At 69.8% G+C, this 14,643-nt stretch carries 15 protein-coding genes; 4 read left to right on the top strand and 11 right to left on the bottom strand.

What is annotated here, in order from left to right; translation table 11 throughout:
- Positions 1-16: 16 nt before the first annotated feature.
- On the bottom strand, positions 17-442 hold the full coding sequence (locus AC07RM_RS04390; RefSeq protein WP_398492232.1) for a CopG family transcriptional regulator: 426 nt from the start codon (positions 440-442) through the stop codon (positions 17-19).
- A 233-nt stretch (positions 443-675) separates the two neighbouring features.
- On the opposite strand from AC07RM_RS04390, the gene AC07RM_RS04385 reads away from it, so the two are divergent.
- The gene (locus AC07RM_RS04385; protein ID WP_495333293.1) at positions 676-1,230 is read left to right on the top strand and encodes a hypothetical protein; all 555 of its coding nucleotides are present in this window, start codon (positions 676-678) and stop codon (positions 1,228-1,230) included.
- A gap of 69 nt (positions 1,231-1,299) precedes the next feature.
- Here AC07RM_RS04385 and AC07RM_RS04380 read toward each other — a convergent pair whose 3' ends face one another.
- From AC07RM_RS04380 to AC07RM_RS04335, 10 genes are all read right to left on the bottom strand, one after another.
- Complete coding sequence (locus AC07RM_RS04380; protein WP_495333291.1) at positions 1,300-1,941, bottom strand: glutathione S-transferase family protein; 642 nt, start codon at positions 1,939-1,941, stop codon at positions 1,300-1,302.
- 22 nt (positions 1,942-1,963) lie between these two features.
- Positions 1,964-2,797, bottom strand: coding sequence for a helix-turn-helix domain-containing protein (locus AC07RM_RS04375; RefSeq protein WP_495333289.1), 834 nt, complete (start codon positions 2,795-2,797; stop codon positions 1,964-1,966).
- Between the two features lie 174 nt (positions 2,798-2,971).
- A complete protein-coding gene (gene rraA / locus AC07RM_RS04370) occupies positions 2,972-3,475 on the bottom strand; it encodes a ribonuclease E activity regulator RraA (protein WP_296786439.1) in 504 nt (167 codons plus the stop codon).
- A complete protein-coding gene (locus AC07RM_RS04365) occupies positions 3,472-4,311 on the bottom strand; it encodes an SDR family NAD(P)-dependent oxidoreductase (RefSeq protein ID WP_495333287.1) in 840 nt (279 codons plus the stop codon). Before AC07RM_RS04365 ends, rraA begins: the two co-directional genes overlap by 4 nt.
- Positions 4,308-5,090, bottom strand: coding sequence for an SDR family NAD(P)-dependent oxidoreductase (locus AC07RM_RS04360; protein WP_495333285.1), 783 nt, complete (start codon positions 5,088-5,090; stop codon positions 4,308-4,310). The genes AC07RM_RS04365 and AC07RM_RS04360 overlap by 4 nt, the downstream gene beginning before the upstream one ends.
- Positions 5,087-6,721, bottom strand: a complete 1,635-nt coding sequence (locus AC07RM_RS04355) for an AMP-binding protein (protein ID WP_495333283.1) — start codon at positions 6,719-6,721, stop codon at positions 5,087-5,089. Before AC07RM_RS04355 ends, AC07RM_RS04360 begins: the two co-directional genes overlap by 4 nt.
- A 3-nt stretch (positions 6,722-6,724) precedes the next feature.
- The gene (locus AC07RM_RS04350; RefSeq protein WP_495333281.1) at positions 6,725-7,960 is read right to left on the bottom strand and encodes a thiolase family protein; all 1,236 of its coding nucleotides are present in this window, start codon (positions 7,958-7,960) and stop codon (positions 6,725-6,727) included.
- Between the two features lie 55 nt (positions 7,961-8,015).
- Positions 8,016-9,014 carry a tripartite tricarboxylate transporter substrate binding protein gene (locus tag AC07RM_RS04345; protein WP_495333279.1) on the bottom strand — a complete coding sequence of 333 codons (999 nt, stop codon included), beginning with the start codon at positions 9,012-9,014 and terminating at the stop codon, positions 8,016-8,018.
- A 56-nt stretch (positions 9,015-9,070) separates the two neighbouring features.
- On the bottom strand, positions 9,071-9,775 hold the full coding sequence (locus AC07RM_RS04340) for a TetR/AcrR family transcriptional regulator (RefSeq protein WP_177239423.1): 705 nt from the start codon (positions 9,773-9,775) through the stop codon (positions 9,071-9,073).
- Between the two features lie 328 nt (positions 9,776-10,103).
- The gene (locus AC07RM_RS04335) at positions 10,104-11,063 is read right to left on the bottom strand and encodes a hypothetical protein (RefSeq protein ID WP_495333277.1); all 960 of its coding nucleotides are present in this window, start codon (positions 11,061-11,063) and stop codon (positions 10,104-10,106) included.
- A gap of 144 nt (positions 11,064-11,207) precedes the next feature.
- Here AC07RM_RS04335 and AC07RM_RS04330 point away from each other — a divergent pair, with 144 nt between their 5' ends.
- The 3 genes from AC07RM_RS04330 to AC07RM_RS04320 all read left to right on the top strand — a co-directional run bounded on the left by AC07RM_RS04330 (position 11,208) and on the right by AC07RM_RS04320 (position 14,638).
- Positions 11,208-12,116, top strand: a complete 909-nt coding sequence (locus tag AC07RM_RS04330; protein ID WP_495333275.1) for a LysR family transcriptional regulator — start codon at positions 11,208-11,210, stop codon at positions 12,114-12,116.
- A 78-nt stretch (positions 12,117-12,194) separates the two neighbouring features.
- Positions 12,195-13,553 (top strand): MFS transporter, encoded by a 1,359-nt coding sequence (locus tag AC07RM_RS04325; protein ID WP_495333274.1) that lies wholly within the window; start codon positions 12,195-12,197, stop codon positions 13,551-13,553.
- Entirely contained in the window at positions 13,550-14,638 is a 1,089-nt protein-coding gene (locus AC07RM_RS04320; protein WP_495333273.1) for a M14 family metallopeptidase, read from the top strand. The genes AC07RM_RS04325 and AC07RM_RS04320 overlap by 4 nt, the downstream gene beginning before the upstream one ends.
- The last annotated feature ends 5 nt before the right edge of the window (positions 14,639-14,643 follow it).

The raw sequence follows: 14,643 nt of genomic DNA, 5'->3' as shown, positions 1-14,643 counted from the left end.
GATGCCGACCGCAAGGTCAGCGAATGCGGTCCGCCAGCGCGGTCTTGACGGCGGGCGACGCGTGGAGGGCACCGAGCACGGTGAGCGAAGCGATGGTGGCCTTGGCAAGCGCGGGGCTCACGTCGGGGGCGATGACGGCCAGGCCGAGCACGCGGATCTGCAGCGTCTCGCCGGCCGCGCGAACGGCCTCCAGGTCGGCCGTGGAAAAGCGCTGCAGGCCCAGCACCAGCATGTTGCGCGACACCGCCTGGCGCAGCGCGTCGGCATGCGTCGCGAGGTGCGTGCGTATCGCCGTGCGGATGAAGTCCGTGCGGTTCGAATAGAAGCCCTCGGCCACCAGCAGATCGACCTGCCCGAGGTCGACGAAGCCCATGTTGATGGTGATCTTCTCGGATTCGGGGGCGCGGGTGACGACGGGGGCGGGGCGGGTTTTGGTCGGCATGGGCCATCCTAGCACCATCTGTATGGATGGTGATGGGATGGAATATGCTGTTACGCACTCCACTGCCGATGGCAAGGCCTTCGTTGCGAGGCCGGGGAAACGCAGCTCTGGACGTACGTCTTCCGCCATACCCTGTCCGGGAGAAGACGAGACGCGTAGACCGCTACAAGATTCCTTTCTCGCGGCGACCGCCTTGCCTCCCTCGAAACCACAGCAGGAGCTCCATCGTGAACTTGGCCACCCAGTTCGAGACCCTCGGAAGAAAGCAGCTCGCGATCCAGGACGGCATCCAGTTGCTGACGCAGGTACGCAGCGACCTCGCGCGCACGCGATCGGCGGCCGATGCGTGGGGAACGATCGCCGTGTTGTCCAACGTCACGCTGATTCCGCTGAATGTGGTGCTCAATGCCTTCGAGCTGAAGAGCGCGAACACGATGTACCAGGTGCTCGTGCAGCAGCTGCACGGAAAGCTCGCCAGGAGCGGCACCCGCCTCGACGGCGCCTGGAAGCCCGTGCTGTCCCTGCTCAAGCAGGCGATCGTCGAGGAACTGGAGCGCAAGGCCCTCACGGCGTTCATTCCCGGCGTCAACATCCTCGTCGGGCTGTCGGAGGATTCGCTGGCCGCGTGGCAAGCCATCCGGCTGGTCGAGTCGGGCAACCGCGAGATCGCCGGGCACCTCGTCAAGCTCGACAGAACGATCGAGGAGGCGAAGCGCCAGCTGGTGGAATTCGGCATCCGACGAGCGGAGATCCTCGGCCTGATGCAGAGTCAGGCGCGCACCGCTTGAGGGACCCTGGCCGGTGACGAGATCGATGGCCGCCCGGCGCTCTGAAGCCGCGCGGGCGAACCAGGCGCGTCAGGACAACAGCGGCACGAGATCGGGGTCCCCCTTCGCCATGGCCTTCCGATAGGCCGGCCGCTCGCCGATGCACTGCAGGTAGGCGCGGATGCCCGGATACGGCGCCAGGTCGACCGGCATGAACAGGCGCATCGTCGTCAGCGAGAACACGTTCATGATGTCCGCGGCGCTGAAGTCCTGGCCCGCGAGCCAGGGCACCTCCGTGAGCCGCGCTTCCATCAGCGCCATCAGGCGCGCGAAGCGATCGCGCGTGGCCGCGAGCACCGGATGGTCCGACCCCGCGGTGGCCCGGCCCACGGTCATGAGCCGCAGCAGCGTGGGCTGCAGATTGCCGTTGGCGAAGTGGAACCAGTAGAGGAAGGCCGCGTAGTCGGGATGCTCGGGGCCGGGCTTCAGGCGCCCCGCGCCATGCCGGCCGATCAGGTACTCCACGATCGCGGCGGATTCGGCCAGCAGCAGGTCGCCGTCCTCGAGCACGGGCGCGGCACCCAGCGGATGCAAGGCGAGCAGTTCGGGCGGCGAGAGACGCGTCACCGGGTCGCGCGTGTAGTGCTGCAGTCGATAGGGCAGGCCGAGCTCTTCGCACAGCCAGAGGATGCGTTCCGATTGGGAGTGCCCGAGATGGTGGATCTTGATCATGGATGCCTTGGTGTGAGCGCTGTCATGGGTTGCGTTCGTGGCCGCGCACCGCGGTGGGCGCGAAGCCGAAGCGGTGGCGAAAGCGCACCGCGAAGCGCGAGGGAGATTCGTAGCCGACCGTGAGCGCCACCTGGGCGACGGGCTGGGTCGTGGCCTGCAGCAGGCTCAGCGCGGTCGCCATGCGCGCGTCGGTCAGCAACTGCGTGAGCGAGGTGCCCTCCGCCGCGAGGCGCCGGCGCAAGGTGGCCTGCGACTGCGCGAGCTCGCGCGCCACGCGATCGGCCGGCCATGCATCGGCCAGGTTCCCGGCGATCAATGCGCGCACGCGTGTCGACGCGTCGGCACGCACGGGTGAGTTGCGCAGCACGATGCCGTGTTCCAGCAGCCAATGCATGACTTCGAGCAGGCGAAGCCGGACGATGGCATCGGGCAATCGCTGTGCGAGCGGCAGCGCCAGCGTCGCGGCGTCGAAGGCGCGCGCCAGCGCCTCGCCGGGATGGGCGAGCACGCGGGCCGGTGCCGAGGCGGCGCCCGCGCGCTCCATCGCGTCGGCGTGGCCGCGATAGTGCGCGTCCTCGAGCAGGGCGGCGTCGAAGACCAGCCAGCGCGCTTCGTACTGCGCGCCCTCGGGAATGTCGTTGTGGAAGTCGACGGTCTGGTGGCCCGCGAGCACGAGCGCCTGGCCCGGGAGCGCACGCACCGTGCGACCTTGCGCCGTGCGCACGGTCTTGATGCCCCGCACCACGAAGACCAGCGCGGCCTGTTCGACGTGCATGCGCAAGGCCGCGAGGCCACGCCCCTGGATCACATGCGCCGCGACGCCGATGCCCGCGCGCGCATGCAGCTGCCGGGCCAATGGCGCGCCATCGGCGGAGGGCGGAAGTTCGGGTGCCGCGGACCGGGAAGGGCGGCGGTCCGCGGCGCGAAGGCGTGCTTGCATGGCCGCAGTCTAGGGCGGCACGCGCGCGGCATCGATGCCGTGCCGATCGACTTCGGTGCCGATTCGATCGGAAGCCGCGCGGCCCGGGCCTCAGCCCGGATAGACGAACGGGGCCGGCCTGTATTCGGTGTCCCGCACCAAAATACCGTCGGCATCGGCATAGACCCAATCGCCGGGCTCGAAGGTCACGCCCCCGAAGCGCACGGCGATGTCGCGTGCGAAAGGCGCGGCCACGGTCGCGCTGCGCGGCGTCGTGCACAGGGCCTTGACGCCGAGCTCACAGGTGGCCATTTCCCGCGCATCGCGGATCGCTCCGAAAACGATCGCGCCCGCCCATCCGTTGCGCACGGCGATCGAGGCCATGGTGCCGCCGAACAACGCGATGCCGCGCGAGCCGTGGCCGTCGATGACCAGCACCTTCCCATGGCCCGGTTCGAGGCAGATCGGGATGCCCGCGCGGTGATCGTCGCGGACCCGCAGCGTGACCGCCTGGCCCCAGAACGTCCGTCGCTGCCCGAAGTCGAGCAAGCCGGCGTCGCACCACCTGCTGGCGTCGGGATCGTCGTCGGAGATGTCGGCGGTGGCGAAGGTCATGCGGGGGCCCCGGTGCCTGCCGTGCTCGCGAGAACCGGTGCGGTCACCTGGTTGTGCAAGCCGCCGTCCACGAAGATGTCGGTGCCCGTGATGTAGCGCGCCGCGTCGCTGGCCAGGAAGGCGGCCGCGTCGGCGGCGTCCCAGGGCGACCCCATGGCGCCGGTCGGGCAGGTGGCGTTGCGCGTGGCCAGCAGATGTTCGAGGCCTTGCGGATGGGCCACGGCCAGTTGCTGGCGCACCAGCGCCGTGTCCATCAGGCCCAGCAGGATGTTGTTGCAGCGGATGCCGCGCCCCGCGTACTGCATCGCGACGCTCGCGCCCAGGGCGTTCAGCGCGGCCTTGCTCGCGTGATAGGCGCACAGCGCGGCCGAACCCGCGCGCGCGGCCGCGATCGACGACACCTGCACCACGGCACCGCGCCCGGCCTTGTCCATCAGCGGCAGCACATGCTTCAGCGCGAGGAACGCCGAGCGCGTGTTCAGTGCAAAGGAGCGGTCCCAGTCTTCCACCGCCAGTTCCGCCGGCCCGCCGTGCATGACGACGCCGACGTTGTTGACCAGGATGTCGACGTTGCCGTTGATCGCCTGCGCGATCCGCACCGCGTCGCGGATCGAGGACTCGACGCACACGTCCGCCTCGATCGCTTCGCAGCGTCCGCCGCTCTCCTGCGCCAGGCGCTGGGTTCGCCGCGCGGCCTCGAGGTCCTTGTCGGCCGCGAACACGAGCGCGCCGTGCTGCGCCATGCGGATCGCGATCGCCGCGCCGTTGCCCGGGCCCGCCGCGGACGCGCCGGCGCCGAAGACCAGCGCGGTTCTGGATTGAAGGGGGAAGTTCATCGTGGATTCATCCTCAATGCGCCGTCGATGCGCACGCACTCGCCATTCATGTAGCCGTTGGTCAGCAGGAACTCGACCAGCCGGGCGTATTCGTCGGGATCGCCGACGCGGCTCGGAAACGGCACCGACGATTCCAGCGCCCGCCGAACATGTTCGGGCCCGGCGCGCAGCATCGGGGTGTCGAAGACACCGGGCTTGATCGTGTTGACGCGGATGCCCTCGCTGGCGAAGTCGCGCGCGATCGGCAGCGTCATGCCCGCCACGCCGGCCTTCGATGCCGCATACGCCGCCTGCCCCATCTGGCCCTCGTCGGCACTGATCGACGCGGTGTTGACGATCGCGCCGCGCTCGCCGTCCGGCAGGCGGTCGAGCGCCAGCATGCCGGCGCTCGACCGGGCGATGCAGCGGAAGGTGCCGAGCAGGTTGATCGCGATCACGCGTTCGTAGTCGGCCATCGGATGGTGGCGGATCGCGCCCGTCGCGCGGTCCCGCGCCGCGGTCTTGTGGGCATGCACGATCCCCGCGCAATTGACGAGGATGCGTTCCTGGCCATGCGCCCGGCGGGCGCGTGCGAAGGCGTCGTCCACGCTGGCGTCGGAGGCCACGTCGGCATGGCAGAACACGCCGCCGATGCGGCGGGCCAGCGCCGCGCCGGCCTCGGCGTCGAGATCGAACAGCGCGACCTTCACGCCGCGCGCGGCGAGCCGGATCGCGGTGGCCGCTCCGAGTCCCCTGGCGCCGCCGGTGACGACGGCCGAGAGCTGGTCGTCGAGCTTCATGCGGCGGCTCCCGCTCCGGCACGGCGGGCGCCTTCCTCTTCGTGCACGCCCAGCGGTTCGCGGGCCAGGGCCTCGATCAGCAGGCGCTCCAGCGGCTTCTCGGAAGCGGTCTTGGGAATCTCCGAGACCACCTGGACGAAGCTCGGCACGAAGTTGGGCTCCAGCGCCGCGCGGCAGCAGCGGAACAGCGCCTGCACATCGAGCGTCGAGCCGTCGAGCGGCACCACCGCCGCCACCACGTCCTTCTCTCCCGGTGCGCCCGAGGCGGCCGGCACGCCGTACACGAACACGTCGCGGACCAGGCCCGATTCGGCGATCGACTTCTCGACATAGGCGGTGTTGATGAAGTCGCCATTGCGGCGCAGGCCGCCGCCCTGGCGGTATTCGAAGAACAGCCAGCCGTCGCCGTCTTCGCGCACGACGTCGCCCATGTGCAGCCAGCCGCCCGCGCACTTGCGCGCGGAGGCCTCGGGATTGCCGACGTACTCGACGCGAAACGGCGAACCGTCGGCCGGCCGCAGCCACAGCTCGCCGGGAACGCCGCGCGGCAACTCGGCGCCCGTGTCGTCCACGATGCGGTAGCTGAAGTGCGGCGCGACCCGCCCGATGCTGCCGACGGGGCCCGCGTCCAGCGGCTTGATCGCGAGGCCGCCCTCGGCCGAGCCGTAGAACTCCAGCACCTTCACGCCGAAGCGTTGTTCGAACCGCGCCCAGATCGCGGCCGGCATGCCCGCCGACACGACGAAGCGCACCGGGTTCTGGGCATCGTCCGCGCGCGGCGGCTCGGCATACAGGGTGGTCGTCATGCCGCCCAGCAGCGTGAAGGTCGTGCACCGGTACTTGCGCGTGAGGGCCCACAGCCGCGAGCGCGTGAAGCGGCGCGAGAACACCACGGGCAGCCCGCCGAGCAGCGCCGGCGCGAGCGTGACCTGCAGCGCGTTGGCATGGGTCAGCGAGAGGCCCGAATACAGCCGGTCGTCGGGCCGGTAGCCGAAGCCCTTCAAGGCCGCGGCGGCGGTGTCGCAGAAGCGGCGATGCGTCATGACGATGCCCTTGGGATCGCCCGTGGTGCCCGAGGTGTGGAGGATCAGCATCGCCTCCTCGCCGTTGTCCGCCGGCACCGGCAGGTCGTCGCCCTCCACGATCCGCAGCGCGGCGTAGTCCTCCACGCGCGGGGCCCACATCGCGCGTCCCGGGCCTTCGTCGGTGGCGAGCGCGGCGATCCATTCGATGCCCGCGTCGTCCTCGAGCAGTTCCTCGGCGCCGGGCAGCGCGTAGTCGGCGGCGACCAGGCCGGTCGCCCTCGAGTTCGCGATCATGAAGCGCAGCTTCTCGCCCCGGGTGCGAGGGTCGATCGGCACCAGCACCACGCGCAGCAGCGCGGCCGCGATCATCAGCTCGACGAACTCGGCATGGTTCGCCATCAGGACTGCGATCACGCTGCCGGGCCCGGCGCCGCGCCGGCCCAGGCCGCGTGCCAGCGCCTGCGCGTTGCGCCACAGCTGGCCGTAGCTGCGCGCGACATCGGGCACCGCATGGCCTCCTTCGAACAGCAGGGACTCGCGCGCCGGCTCGGTGTGCGCGAAGGAATGGACGATCGAGGCGAGATTGACGTGAGAGCGCTCGGCCATGGCTCAGTCCTTCTGCAGCACGCTGACGACGATGGCCGCGGCGTCTTCCCCGATCCAGCCGCCCCCGTTCTCGGCGAGCGCGGTGCGGGCACCGTGGACCTGGCGTGCCGCGCAGCGGCCGCGCAATTGATCGCTGAGCTCGACCAGCTGCGCGCAGCCCGAGGCACCGATCGGATGGCCCTTGCGCAGCAGCCCGCCCGACGGGTTGACCGGCACCCGGCCGCCGAGCCGGGTGGCGCCGCTGTCGAGCAGCGCCACGGCCTCGCCCGGCGCGGCGAGCCCCAGGTGCTCGTAGTAGATCAATTCGGCCGGGGCGCCGGCATCGTGCAGCTCGACCACGTCGAGCTCGGCCGGCCCGAGGCCCGCGGCCTCGTAGGCCTGCGCGGCGACGGTCGGCGCCAGCCGCGCCGGATCGCCGGCCTCGTAGTCCCAGCCCGAAGCCAGCACCGACGACAGCACGCGCACCCGGTCGCGCAGCCCCAGCCGCGCCGCCGCCTGCGCGGATACCAGCACCAGGGCCGCGGCGCCATCGCCGATCGGCGCGCACATCGGGCGCGTCATCGGGTCGACGATCAAGGGCGCGGCCAGCACCTGCTCGATGCTCAGCACCTCCTGGAACTGCGCCTTCGGATTCAGGCTGCCGTGGAACGAGTTCTTTGCCGCCACCGCGGCGAAGTCGCGCTGCGTCACGCCATGCGTCGCCATGAAGTCGCGCGCCATGCCGGCGTACAGGTCCATGAAGAGCGAGCGCGACCTGCCCGCCTCGGAGATGTCCGCCTCGGCGCCGGAGCGCGCGAGGTTGCGCGCCAGCCCCGCGAGCACCTCGTCGATCGCCTCGAGGTCGACGGCGCCGTGGAACACCGAGAAGGTGCGGGCCTTGTCCTCGCTGTAGAGCTTCTCGAAGCCGGCCACGAGCACGATGTCGTAGGCCTGCAGCGTGATCATCTGCACCGCCTGCTGGAAGGCGGTGGCCGAGGTGGCGCAGGCATTCTCGACATTGACGACCGGGATGCGCCCGATGCCCAGGCCGCGCAGCACGACCTGGCCGGGGATCAGCACCTGGCCGGTCATCACGCCGGCGGCCGCATTGCCCATGTAGGCCGCCTGCAGCTGCGAGGCTTCGATGCCGGCATCGGCCAGCGCTTCGCCGATGGCTTCGGCGGCCAGCGACTTGAGTCCACGGTCGAGGAATTTGCCGAAACGGGTCATGCCCGTTCCGGCGATGAAGACGGGTTGCATTGGAAGAAGCGTCGGGTTCGGAAAGGAGCGCGGAGACGGTCGGCTGGGCGCTCGTCTATTCGGGCGTGAAGTTGATCGAGCGCAGCACCTCGCCGACCTTGTCGTAGTCGGTGCGCAGCGTCTTCGTCAGCTCCTCCGAGGTGCGCGGCTGGCCGACGGCGAGGCCGATCTCCTGCAGGCGCTCGCGCACGGCGGGCTGCTCGAGGATCTTCAGGGTGGCCTGGCGCAGCCGTGCCTGCGCCGCGGCCGGCACGTCGGGCGTGGTCCAGACGCCGATCCAGACGACGGTCTCGAGGTCCGGGAAGCCGAGTTCGCGGAAGGTGGGCACGTCGGGCAGCATCGGCGAGCGCTGCGGCAGGCTGACCGCGAAGGCCTTGAGCTTGCCCGCCTTGATCAGGGGCAGCGCGGTCGACATGCCGTCGATCATCAGCGGCACATGCCCGCCCATGACGTCCGTGAGCCCCGGCATCGATCCCTTGTAGCCGACATGCGTCATGTCGAGGCCCGCGGCCTGGTTGAGCTTCAGGCCGGTCACGTGCGCGATCGTGCCCGCGCTGTAGGAGGCGTAGCTGACCTTGCCCGGGTTGGCCTTGATGTAGGCGATCAGTTCGCCCATCGTCTTCGCCGGCACCGAGGGATGGCCGACCATCACCAGGCCGAAGCGCGCGAACTCGGCGATCGGCTTGATCTCCCTGGCCATGTCGATGCGCAGCTTGACGATGTGCGGGACCTCGGAGACCAGGCCGCTGATTCCCACCAGCGCGGTGGCGCCGTCGTGCGGCATCTGCATCAGGTCGTTGACCGCGAGCGCGCCGCCCGCGCCCGGCTTCGGATCGACGACGACCGCCTGGCCCAGTTCCTTCTGCAGGCCGTCGCCGAGCATGCGCGCGACGATGTCGGAGGCGCCGCCGGCGGGGCCCGCGACGATGAGGCGCAAGGGCTTGGCCGATGCGGGCTGTGCCTGCGCGCCGGGCGCGGCGAGGGCGGCGAGCGTTGCCGCGGTGGCGGTGCAGAGGAGGCGGCGCAGCGAGTCCGTGCGCGTTCGGTCGGTCATGTTGTCTCCGGTCTTGGGGGCTGTTGCGAAATCGGGCGGCGGGACGCTTCGAGGCGTCACTTCGCCGTTCTCTTGCGGGGCGCGGTCGGCTTTTTTGCCGCCGCCGCTTCGGGCTCGCGCGCCTTGTGGGGCGTGATGCCGTTCCACAGGATCGACATCAACGGGGCGGCCTGCGCCGCGAGCGAATAGCTGCGGCGGCGGTACTCCCACATCAGGAAGGCCCGGTTGAAGATGGCGTTGAAGGTGTCGAGGATGAGCCGGCTGTCCACGTCGCAGCGCAGTTCGCCTTGCTGCTGCGCTTCGGTGATGGCGTGGAGCAGGCGCCGCATCATCTCGTGCTGTGCGTAGCTCGGATCGCGCATCCATCGCTCGAGCGGAACGGTCATGAAGATGATGCGCCCGACGTTGGGATTCCTCTCGTAGAACTCGAGGTGCAGCGTGAGCACCGCGAGCAGCTTGGACTTCAGGTCGCCCGCGTCGTCGAAGGGCTTGAGCGCCGCCGGATAGAGGCCGCCGAGCCAGTGCTGGATGAACCAGAACAGCAGCGCTTCCTTGTCGCCGAAGTAGCGATAGATGGTGCGAAAGCTCATGCCGGCTTCGCGCGCGATGGTGCGCATGTCGGCGCGATGGAAGTCGCCGGCGGCGTAGGTTTCCATCACGACGGGCGAGAGCCGATCGCGCAGGTTCGCGGGAATGCTCTGCGTTCCGGAAGGGGTCGGGAGGGGCTCGGGCGCCGCCGCCGGTGCGTTGCTCTTGGGCATGGACGATGTCGCGGGTGATGAAGTCGGCCGCGAAGGTAACATCGTTACCCACTGGCTCGTTCAAGGGAAAACCCGGGGCCTTCGCGTGGGCCGGACCTCCCATGAAGAAGGCCCGCGAAGGTCATCACCTTGGCGGGCCGGGGCGCGGCGCATGTGCGAATGCGCGCACGCGGCATCGAATCGATAAGGCGTCGCCCCTTGCGCGGAGCGACGCGAAGATGCCTAGTGGAAGAACAGCGCGATCAGGATGATCACCGGGATCGGCACGCCGAGAAACAGAAGCAGAAGCGAGCGCATGAGAGGTCTCCTCGAAGTGGTGGAAGTGGGTTCAGAGATCGCGGCGACGGCCGCCGTAGGTGGCGGCGAGACTCGCGAAGAAGGCGCCGATGAGCAGCGAGACCACGAGCCACATCGCGGCATAGGCCGAGGCCTTGCGGGCCGTGTCGGCCGCTTCCTTGGCCTTGGCCTGCACGTCGCGCAGCGCGGCCTGCGCCTTGGCATAGACCTCGTTCACGCGCTTCTCGGCGTCCTGCTGGCTCATGCCGGTGCGCTGCGCGACCACCTGGCCGACGTACTTGCTGTCCTCGGGCGGCAGCGCGCCGGTGCGGATGCTGTTGAGGAAGATGCGTGTCACCTCGGCGTTCGCGCCGGCCGTGTCGCGCATGGGCGGCGGCGACACCGCGAGGGTGCCGGCATCGCCGGCGGGCGGCGGCGTGGCACCGGCGTCCTGACGGAACAGCGAATCGACGAAGTAGCTCATCGGGCCCGCGCCGCTGTCCGAGCCGGACTGCGATGCCGCGGAACCGGCGCCCGCCGCGCCAGCAACCGTGGCGGCACTCGCCGCACCGCCGGCCACCGTGGCACTGGCCTGCGCACCCGCGCCGAGCACCGAGCCCACGGCGGAGCTCAACAGCGCGGCCGTGAGCAGCGTCGCGACGGCCCAGGCGAGAAAGCCATGGGCCGTGTCGCGAAAGTAGACCTCGCCGGTATGGATGCCGGCCCACTTGGTGCGCAGCCGGCCCGCCAGATAGCCGCCCAGTCCCGAGGCGGCGAGTTGCGTGAAGCTGAGCCAGAGGATGGTCGCGATGCCGATCGCGCCCGCGCTCGCGCCGCGGCTGGCCCAGGGGCTCACCGCGGACATCCCGAGGCCCGTGCCGAGCAGCAGCAGGACCAGCGACAGCGAGGCCGCGCCTGCGGCGCCCGCGAAGATCGCGCCCCAGGAAACGCCGCTTTCGCCGCGTGGCCCTTCGATGACGTCGACCGGTGAATTGATGCCGTACTGGGCCATGGCTGCTCCTTGTTGTAGAGCATCGACTCTGGACTTCGCGCGACCCGTTGCAGTCGGTTCCCGGCGCGCGAGCGGGTAGGCAACGATCCCGTCGCGACCGCCGTACGTACACTGCAAAACCCCGATCCATCGAGCCCGACCGCCATGAAACTGAGTCAACTCCGCTCGTTCCTCAGCGTCGCCGAGCATGGGAGCATCCGAGCCGCGGCGCGCGCGCTCGGCATGTCGCAGCCGGCCGTGACCCAGGCGATGCGCGAGCTCGAGCTGTCGGTCGATGCACCGCTGTTGCAGCGCGGCACGGCCGGTGTCGAGCTCACCGTGTACGGCCGCTCGCTGGTGCGCCGGGCCAGCGTGATCCAGCGCGAGATGGAGCGCGCGGTGGCGGAGATCGAGGAGATCCGCGACGGCAGCTCGGGCCTGATCTCGATCGCGATCTCCACGGCCGTCGCCTTCGAGATCCTGCCGAAGGCCTTCGCGGCGTTCCGCGCGCGCTTCCCCCATGTCGAGGTCCGCTTCAACGAAGCCTCGATCCCGCACACGCTGCCGCGCATCCTCGACGGAACGGTGGACTTCATGGTCGCGCACATGCTGCCCGGCTCGCTGGCCGACTGGGAGGTCAAGCGCCTGTTCCGCACGGCCATGGTGGCGGTGGCGCGCGAGGGCCATCCGATCCTCGACGCGGCGGACACGGACCGCTTCGCCGAGTGGGAATGGCTGCTGCCCTACGACGACGAGAGCGCGCCCGAGTTGGTGCGCCAGCTGTTCGCGCAGAAGCGCATCGCGCCACCGACGCAGGTGGTGCGCTGCACCTCGACGGCGATCGGCCTGAAGCTCGTGGGCGCGAGCGACCTGGTCGGGGTGTTCGTCGACACGATGACCCGCGAGGAGTTTCCGCACTACGGCCTGGTGAAGGTCCCGCTGTGCGACCCGCTCGCGGCGCTCGACGTCAGCGTGATCTCGCGGCCCGGATCGGTGCTGAGCCCGGCGGCGCAGAACTTCCTCGATTGCCTGCGCCATGAAGCGGCGATGAAAGGCAACGCCTATCACCCCTGAAGAGTGCTTGTCTTCCGGCCGCGGATCGCTGCTCCTAGCATCCGCCATCGCAACAAAAGGCAAGGCCAGGAGACAACGATGGGTACCCAGACAAGTGGCGTCGCGCCACCGCTATCGAAGCGCAAGGCGGTGACGGCGATCACGGTCGGCAACGCGCTGGAGTTCTACGACTTCACCGTCTACGGCTTCATGACGAGCATCATCGGCCGGATCTTCTTCCCCTCCCTGAGTCCCTACGCGCAGCTGCTGCTGGCGGTGGCCAGCTTCGGCGTCGGCTTCCTCGCGCGGCCGCTGGGCGGCGTGGTGATCGGTGCCTATGCCGACCGCCATGGCCGCAAGAAGGCGATGGGGCTGACCATCGGGCTCATGGCGCTGGGCTGCGCCATGATCGCGGCGGCACCGACGCCCGCGCAGATCGGGCTGGCGGCGCCGGCGATCATCGTGCTGGCGCGGCTGATCCAGGGCTTCTCGGCGGGCGGCGAGGTCGGTGCATCGACGGCCATGCTGGTCGAGTACGCGGGCCGCAACGAGCGCGCCTTCATGGCCAGCTGGCAGGTCGCGAGCCAGGGCCTGGGCGTGATGTTCGGCGCGCTCGTCTCGAGCACCGTGATCTCGGTGCTGGCGCCGGCCGATCTCGAGAGCTGGGGCTGGCGGCTGCCCTTCGTGCTCGGCATCCTGATCGCGCCGGTGGGCATGTACATCCGCACGCGCCTGCACGAGACGCATGTCGATGCGCTGACGCCATCGGCTTCGGGCGAAACGGGCGGCAAGATCGGACTGCTGCTGCGCCACCACTGGAAGGAACTGATCCAGGCCAGCCTGCTGTTCCTCGCGTGCACGGTCGGCATCTACGTGGTCGCGTTCTACATGCCCACCTACGCGGCCCGGGAGCTCGGGCTGCCGGTGCAGGTCGGCATCTGGGCCGGCGTGGTGTTCGGCATCGTGAACCTGCTCGTCGCGCCGCTGTCGGGCCTGCTGGCCGACTGGTTGCGGCGCAAGCCCGTGATCTTCTGGTCGCGCGTGGTGTTGCTGCTGCTGGTGTTCCCGTGCTTCCACTGGCTGCTCGCCGCGCCCTCGCCGGGGCGCCTGTATGTGGTCGTCGGGCTGCTCAGCGTGTGCCTGACGTCGCAGTTTCCCGCGCTGCTGGTGATGCTCACCGAGATCTTTCCGAAGCATGTGCGCGCCAGCGGCCTGTCGACCGTCTACAGCGTGGTGGTCGCGGTCTTCAGCGGCTTCTCGCCCTTCGTGCTGACCTGGCTGGTGCATGAGACTGGCGACAAGCTGGCGCCCGCCTGGTACCTGGTGGCCGTGACCGTGGTCTCGACCCTCGTCATGCCCTGGCTCGTGGATCGCACCGGCGAGGACCTCGATGCGGAGAGCCCGAGGGAAGCATCGCCCCGTGCTCGCGCCGTGATGCCCGTGAGGAGCTTCGAATGAAACCCACGAGCCATTTCGCGGCGAACTATGCCGCTGCACGCGAGCGCTTTCTCGCGAGCGCGGATTCGGCGGGGCTCGCGGTGGCCTCGCATGCGATCGAAGGCGTGCGCGGCGCGCAGGGCGAGGAACTCGCGATGGACGTCGTGCGGGTCGGCGATCCGCGTGCCGACAAGCTGCTGGTCCTGACCTCCGCGATCCACGGCGTCGAGGGCTTCTGCGGTTCGGGCTGCCAGTCGGCGATGCTCGTGGACGAGCCGCTGCTGACCACGGCCGGGCGCATGGGCGTCGGCCTGCTGTTCGTGCATGCGGTCAATCCCTTCGGCTTCTCGCACCTGCGCCGCGTCAACGAAGACAACGTGGACGTGAACCGCAATTTCGTGCGCTTCGAGGAGGCGCGTTCGCCGAACCACGGCTATGCCGAGCTGGAGCCCCTGCTGCTTCCGCCCGTATGGCCTCCGGGCCCCGAAGAGGCCGCGCGGCTCGATGCCTGGATCGGCGCGCACGGCGTCGAGGCCTATGGGCAGTCCGTGTTCCAGGGACAGTACGACTCGCCCACGGGAATGTTCTACGGCGGCAGCCGCGCGACCTGGAGCAACAGGACGATCCGGCAGGTTCTTCGGCAAGAGGGCGCCGCGGCGAAGCAGGTGGGCTGGATCGATCTTCACACCGGGCTCGGCCCGCGGGGCCACTGCGAGAAGGTCTTCATCGGCAGGCGCGGCGAGATCGACCGGGCCCGGACCTGGTGGGGCGCCGATGTCATCTCGACCGAGCGCGACGACTCGGTGATGTACGAGATCAACGGCCCGATGGTGACGATCCTCGCGGAGGAATGTCCCGATGCACTGGGCACCACGATCGCGCTCGAGTTCGGCACCGTGCCGTTGCTGCGGATGATCGATGCGCTGCGCGCCGACCACTTCTGCTGGCGGGCCGAGCCGCCCGTCGCGCCACGGCTCAAGGCCGAGGCCGGGCAGGAACTGAAGGCCTGCTTCTACGTCGACAATGCCGATTGGCAGGGCATGGTCTTCGGCCAGGCGCGCACAGCGGTCGTGCAGGCCTTGTGCGGGCTCGGCGCTTCGGCGTGACCGGG

The sequence above is a fragment of the Variovorax sp. GW821-FHT09B05 genome (assembly GCF_059418265.1).
Note: the sequence above shows the minus strand (reverse complement) of the source record. Positions and strands in the feature narration are given on the sequence as shown.

What these genes read in the sequence shown, in the direction of transcription:
- AC07RM_RS04335 (WP_495333277.1), bottom strand. Translation starts at nt 11,063, where the DNA reads ATGGCCCAGTACGGCATCAATTCACCGGTCGACGTCATCGAAGGGCCA.
- AC07RM_RS04390 (WP_398492232.1), bottom strand. Translation starts at nt 442, where the DNA reads ATGCCGACCAAAACCCGCCCCGCCCCCGTCGTCACCCGCGCCCCCGAA.
- AC07RM_RS04345 (WP_495333279.1), bottom strand. Translation starts at nt 9,014, where the DNA reads ATGACCGACCGAACGCGCACGGACTCGCTGCGCCGCCTCCTCTGCACC.
- AC07RM_RS04360 (WP_495333285.1), bottom strand. Translation starts at nt 5,090, where the DNA reads ATGAAGCTCGACGACCAGCTCTCGGCCGTCGTCACCGGCGGCGCCAGG.
- AC07RM_RS04365 (WP_495333287.1), bottom strand. Translation starts at nt 4,311, where the DNA reads ATGAACTTCCCCCTTCAATCCAGAACCGCGCTGGTCTTCGGCGCCGGC.
- AC07RM_RS04340 (WP_177239423.1), bottom strand. Translation starts at nt 9,775, where the DNA reads ATGCCCAAGAGCAACGCACCGGCGGCGGCGCCCGAGCCCCTCCCGACC.
- AC07RM_RS04355 (WP_495333283.1), bottom strand. Translation starts at nt 6,721, where the DNA reads ATGGCCGAGCGCTCTCACGTCAATCTCGCCTCGATCGTCCATTCCTTC.
- AC07RM_RS04325 (WP_495333274.1), top strand. Translation starts at nt 12,195, where the DNA reads ATGGGTACCCAGACAAGTGGCGTCGCGCCACCGCTATCGAAGCGCAAG.
- AC07RM_RS04380 (WP_495333291.1), bottom strand. Translation starts at nt 1,941, where the DNA reads ATGATCAAGATCCACCATCTCGGGCACTCCCAATCGGAACGCATCCTC.
- rraA (WP_296786439.1), bottom strand. Translation starts at nt 3,475, where the DNA reads ATGACCTTCGCCACCGCCGACATCTCCGACGACGATCCCGACGCCAGC.
- AC07RM_RS04320 (WP_495333273.1), top strand. Translation starts at nt 13,550, where the DNA reads ATGAAACCCACGAGCCATTTCGCGGCGAACTATGCCGCTGCACGCGAG.
- AC07RM_RS04330 (WP_495333275.1), top strand. Translation starts at nt 11,208, where the DNA reads ATGAAACTGAGTCAACTCCGCTCGTTCCTCAGCGTCGCCGAGCATGGG.
- AC07RM_RS04350 (WP_495333281.1), bottom strand. Translation starts at nt 7,960, where the DNA reads ATGCAACCCGTCTTCATCGCCGGAACGGGCATGACCCGTTTCGGCAAA.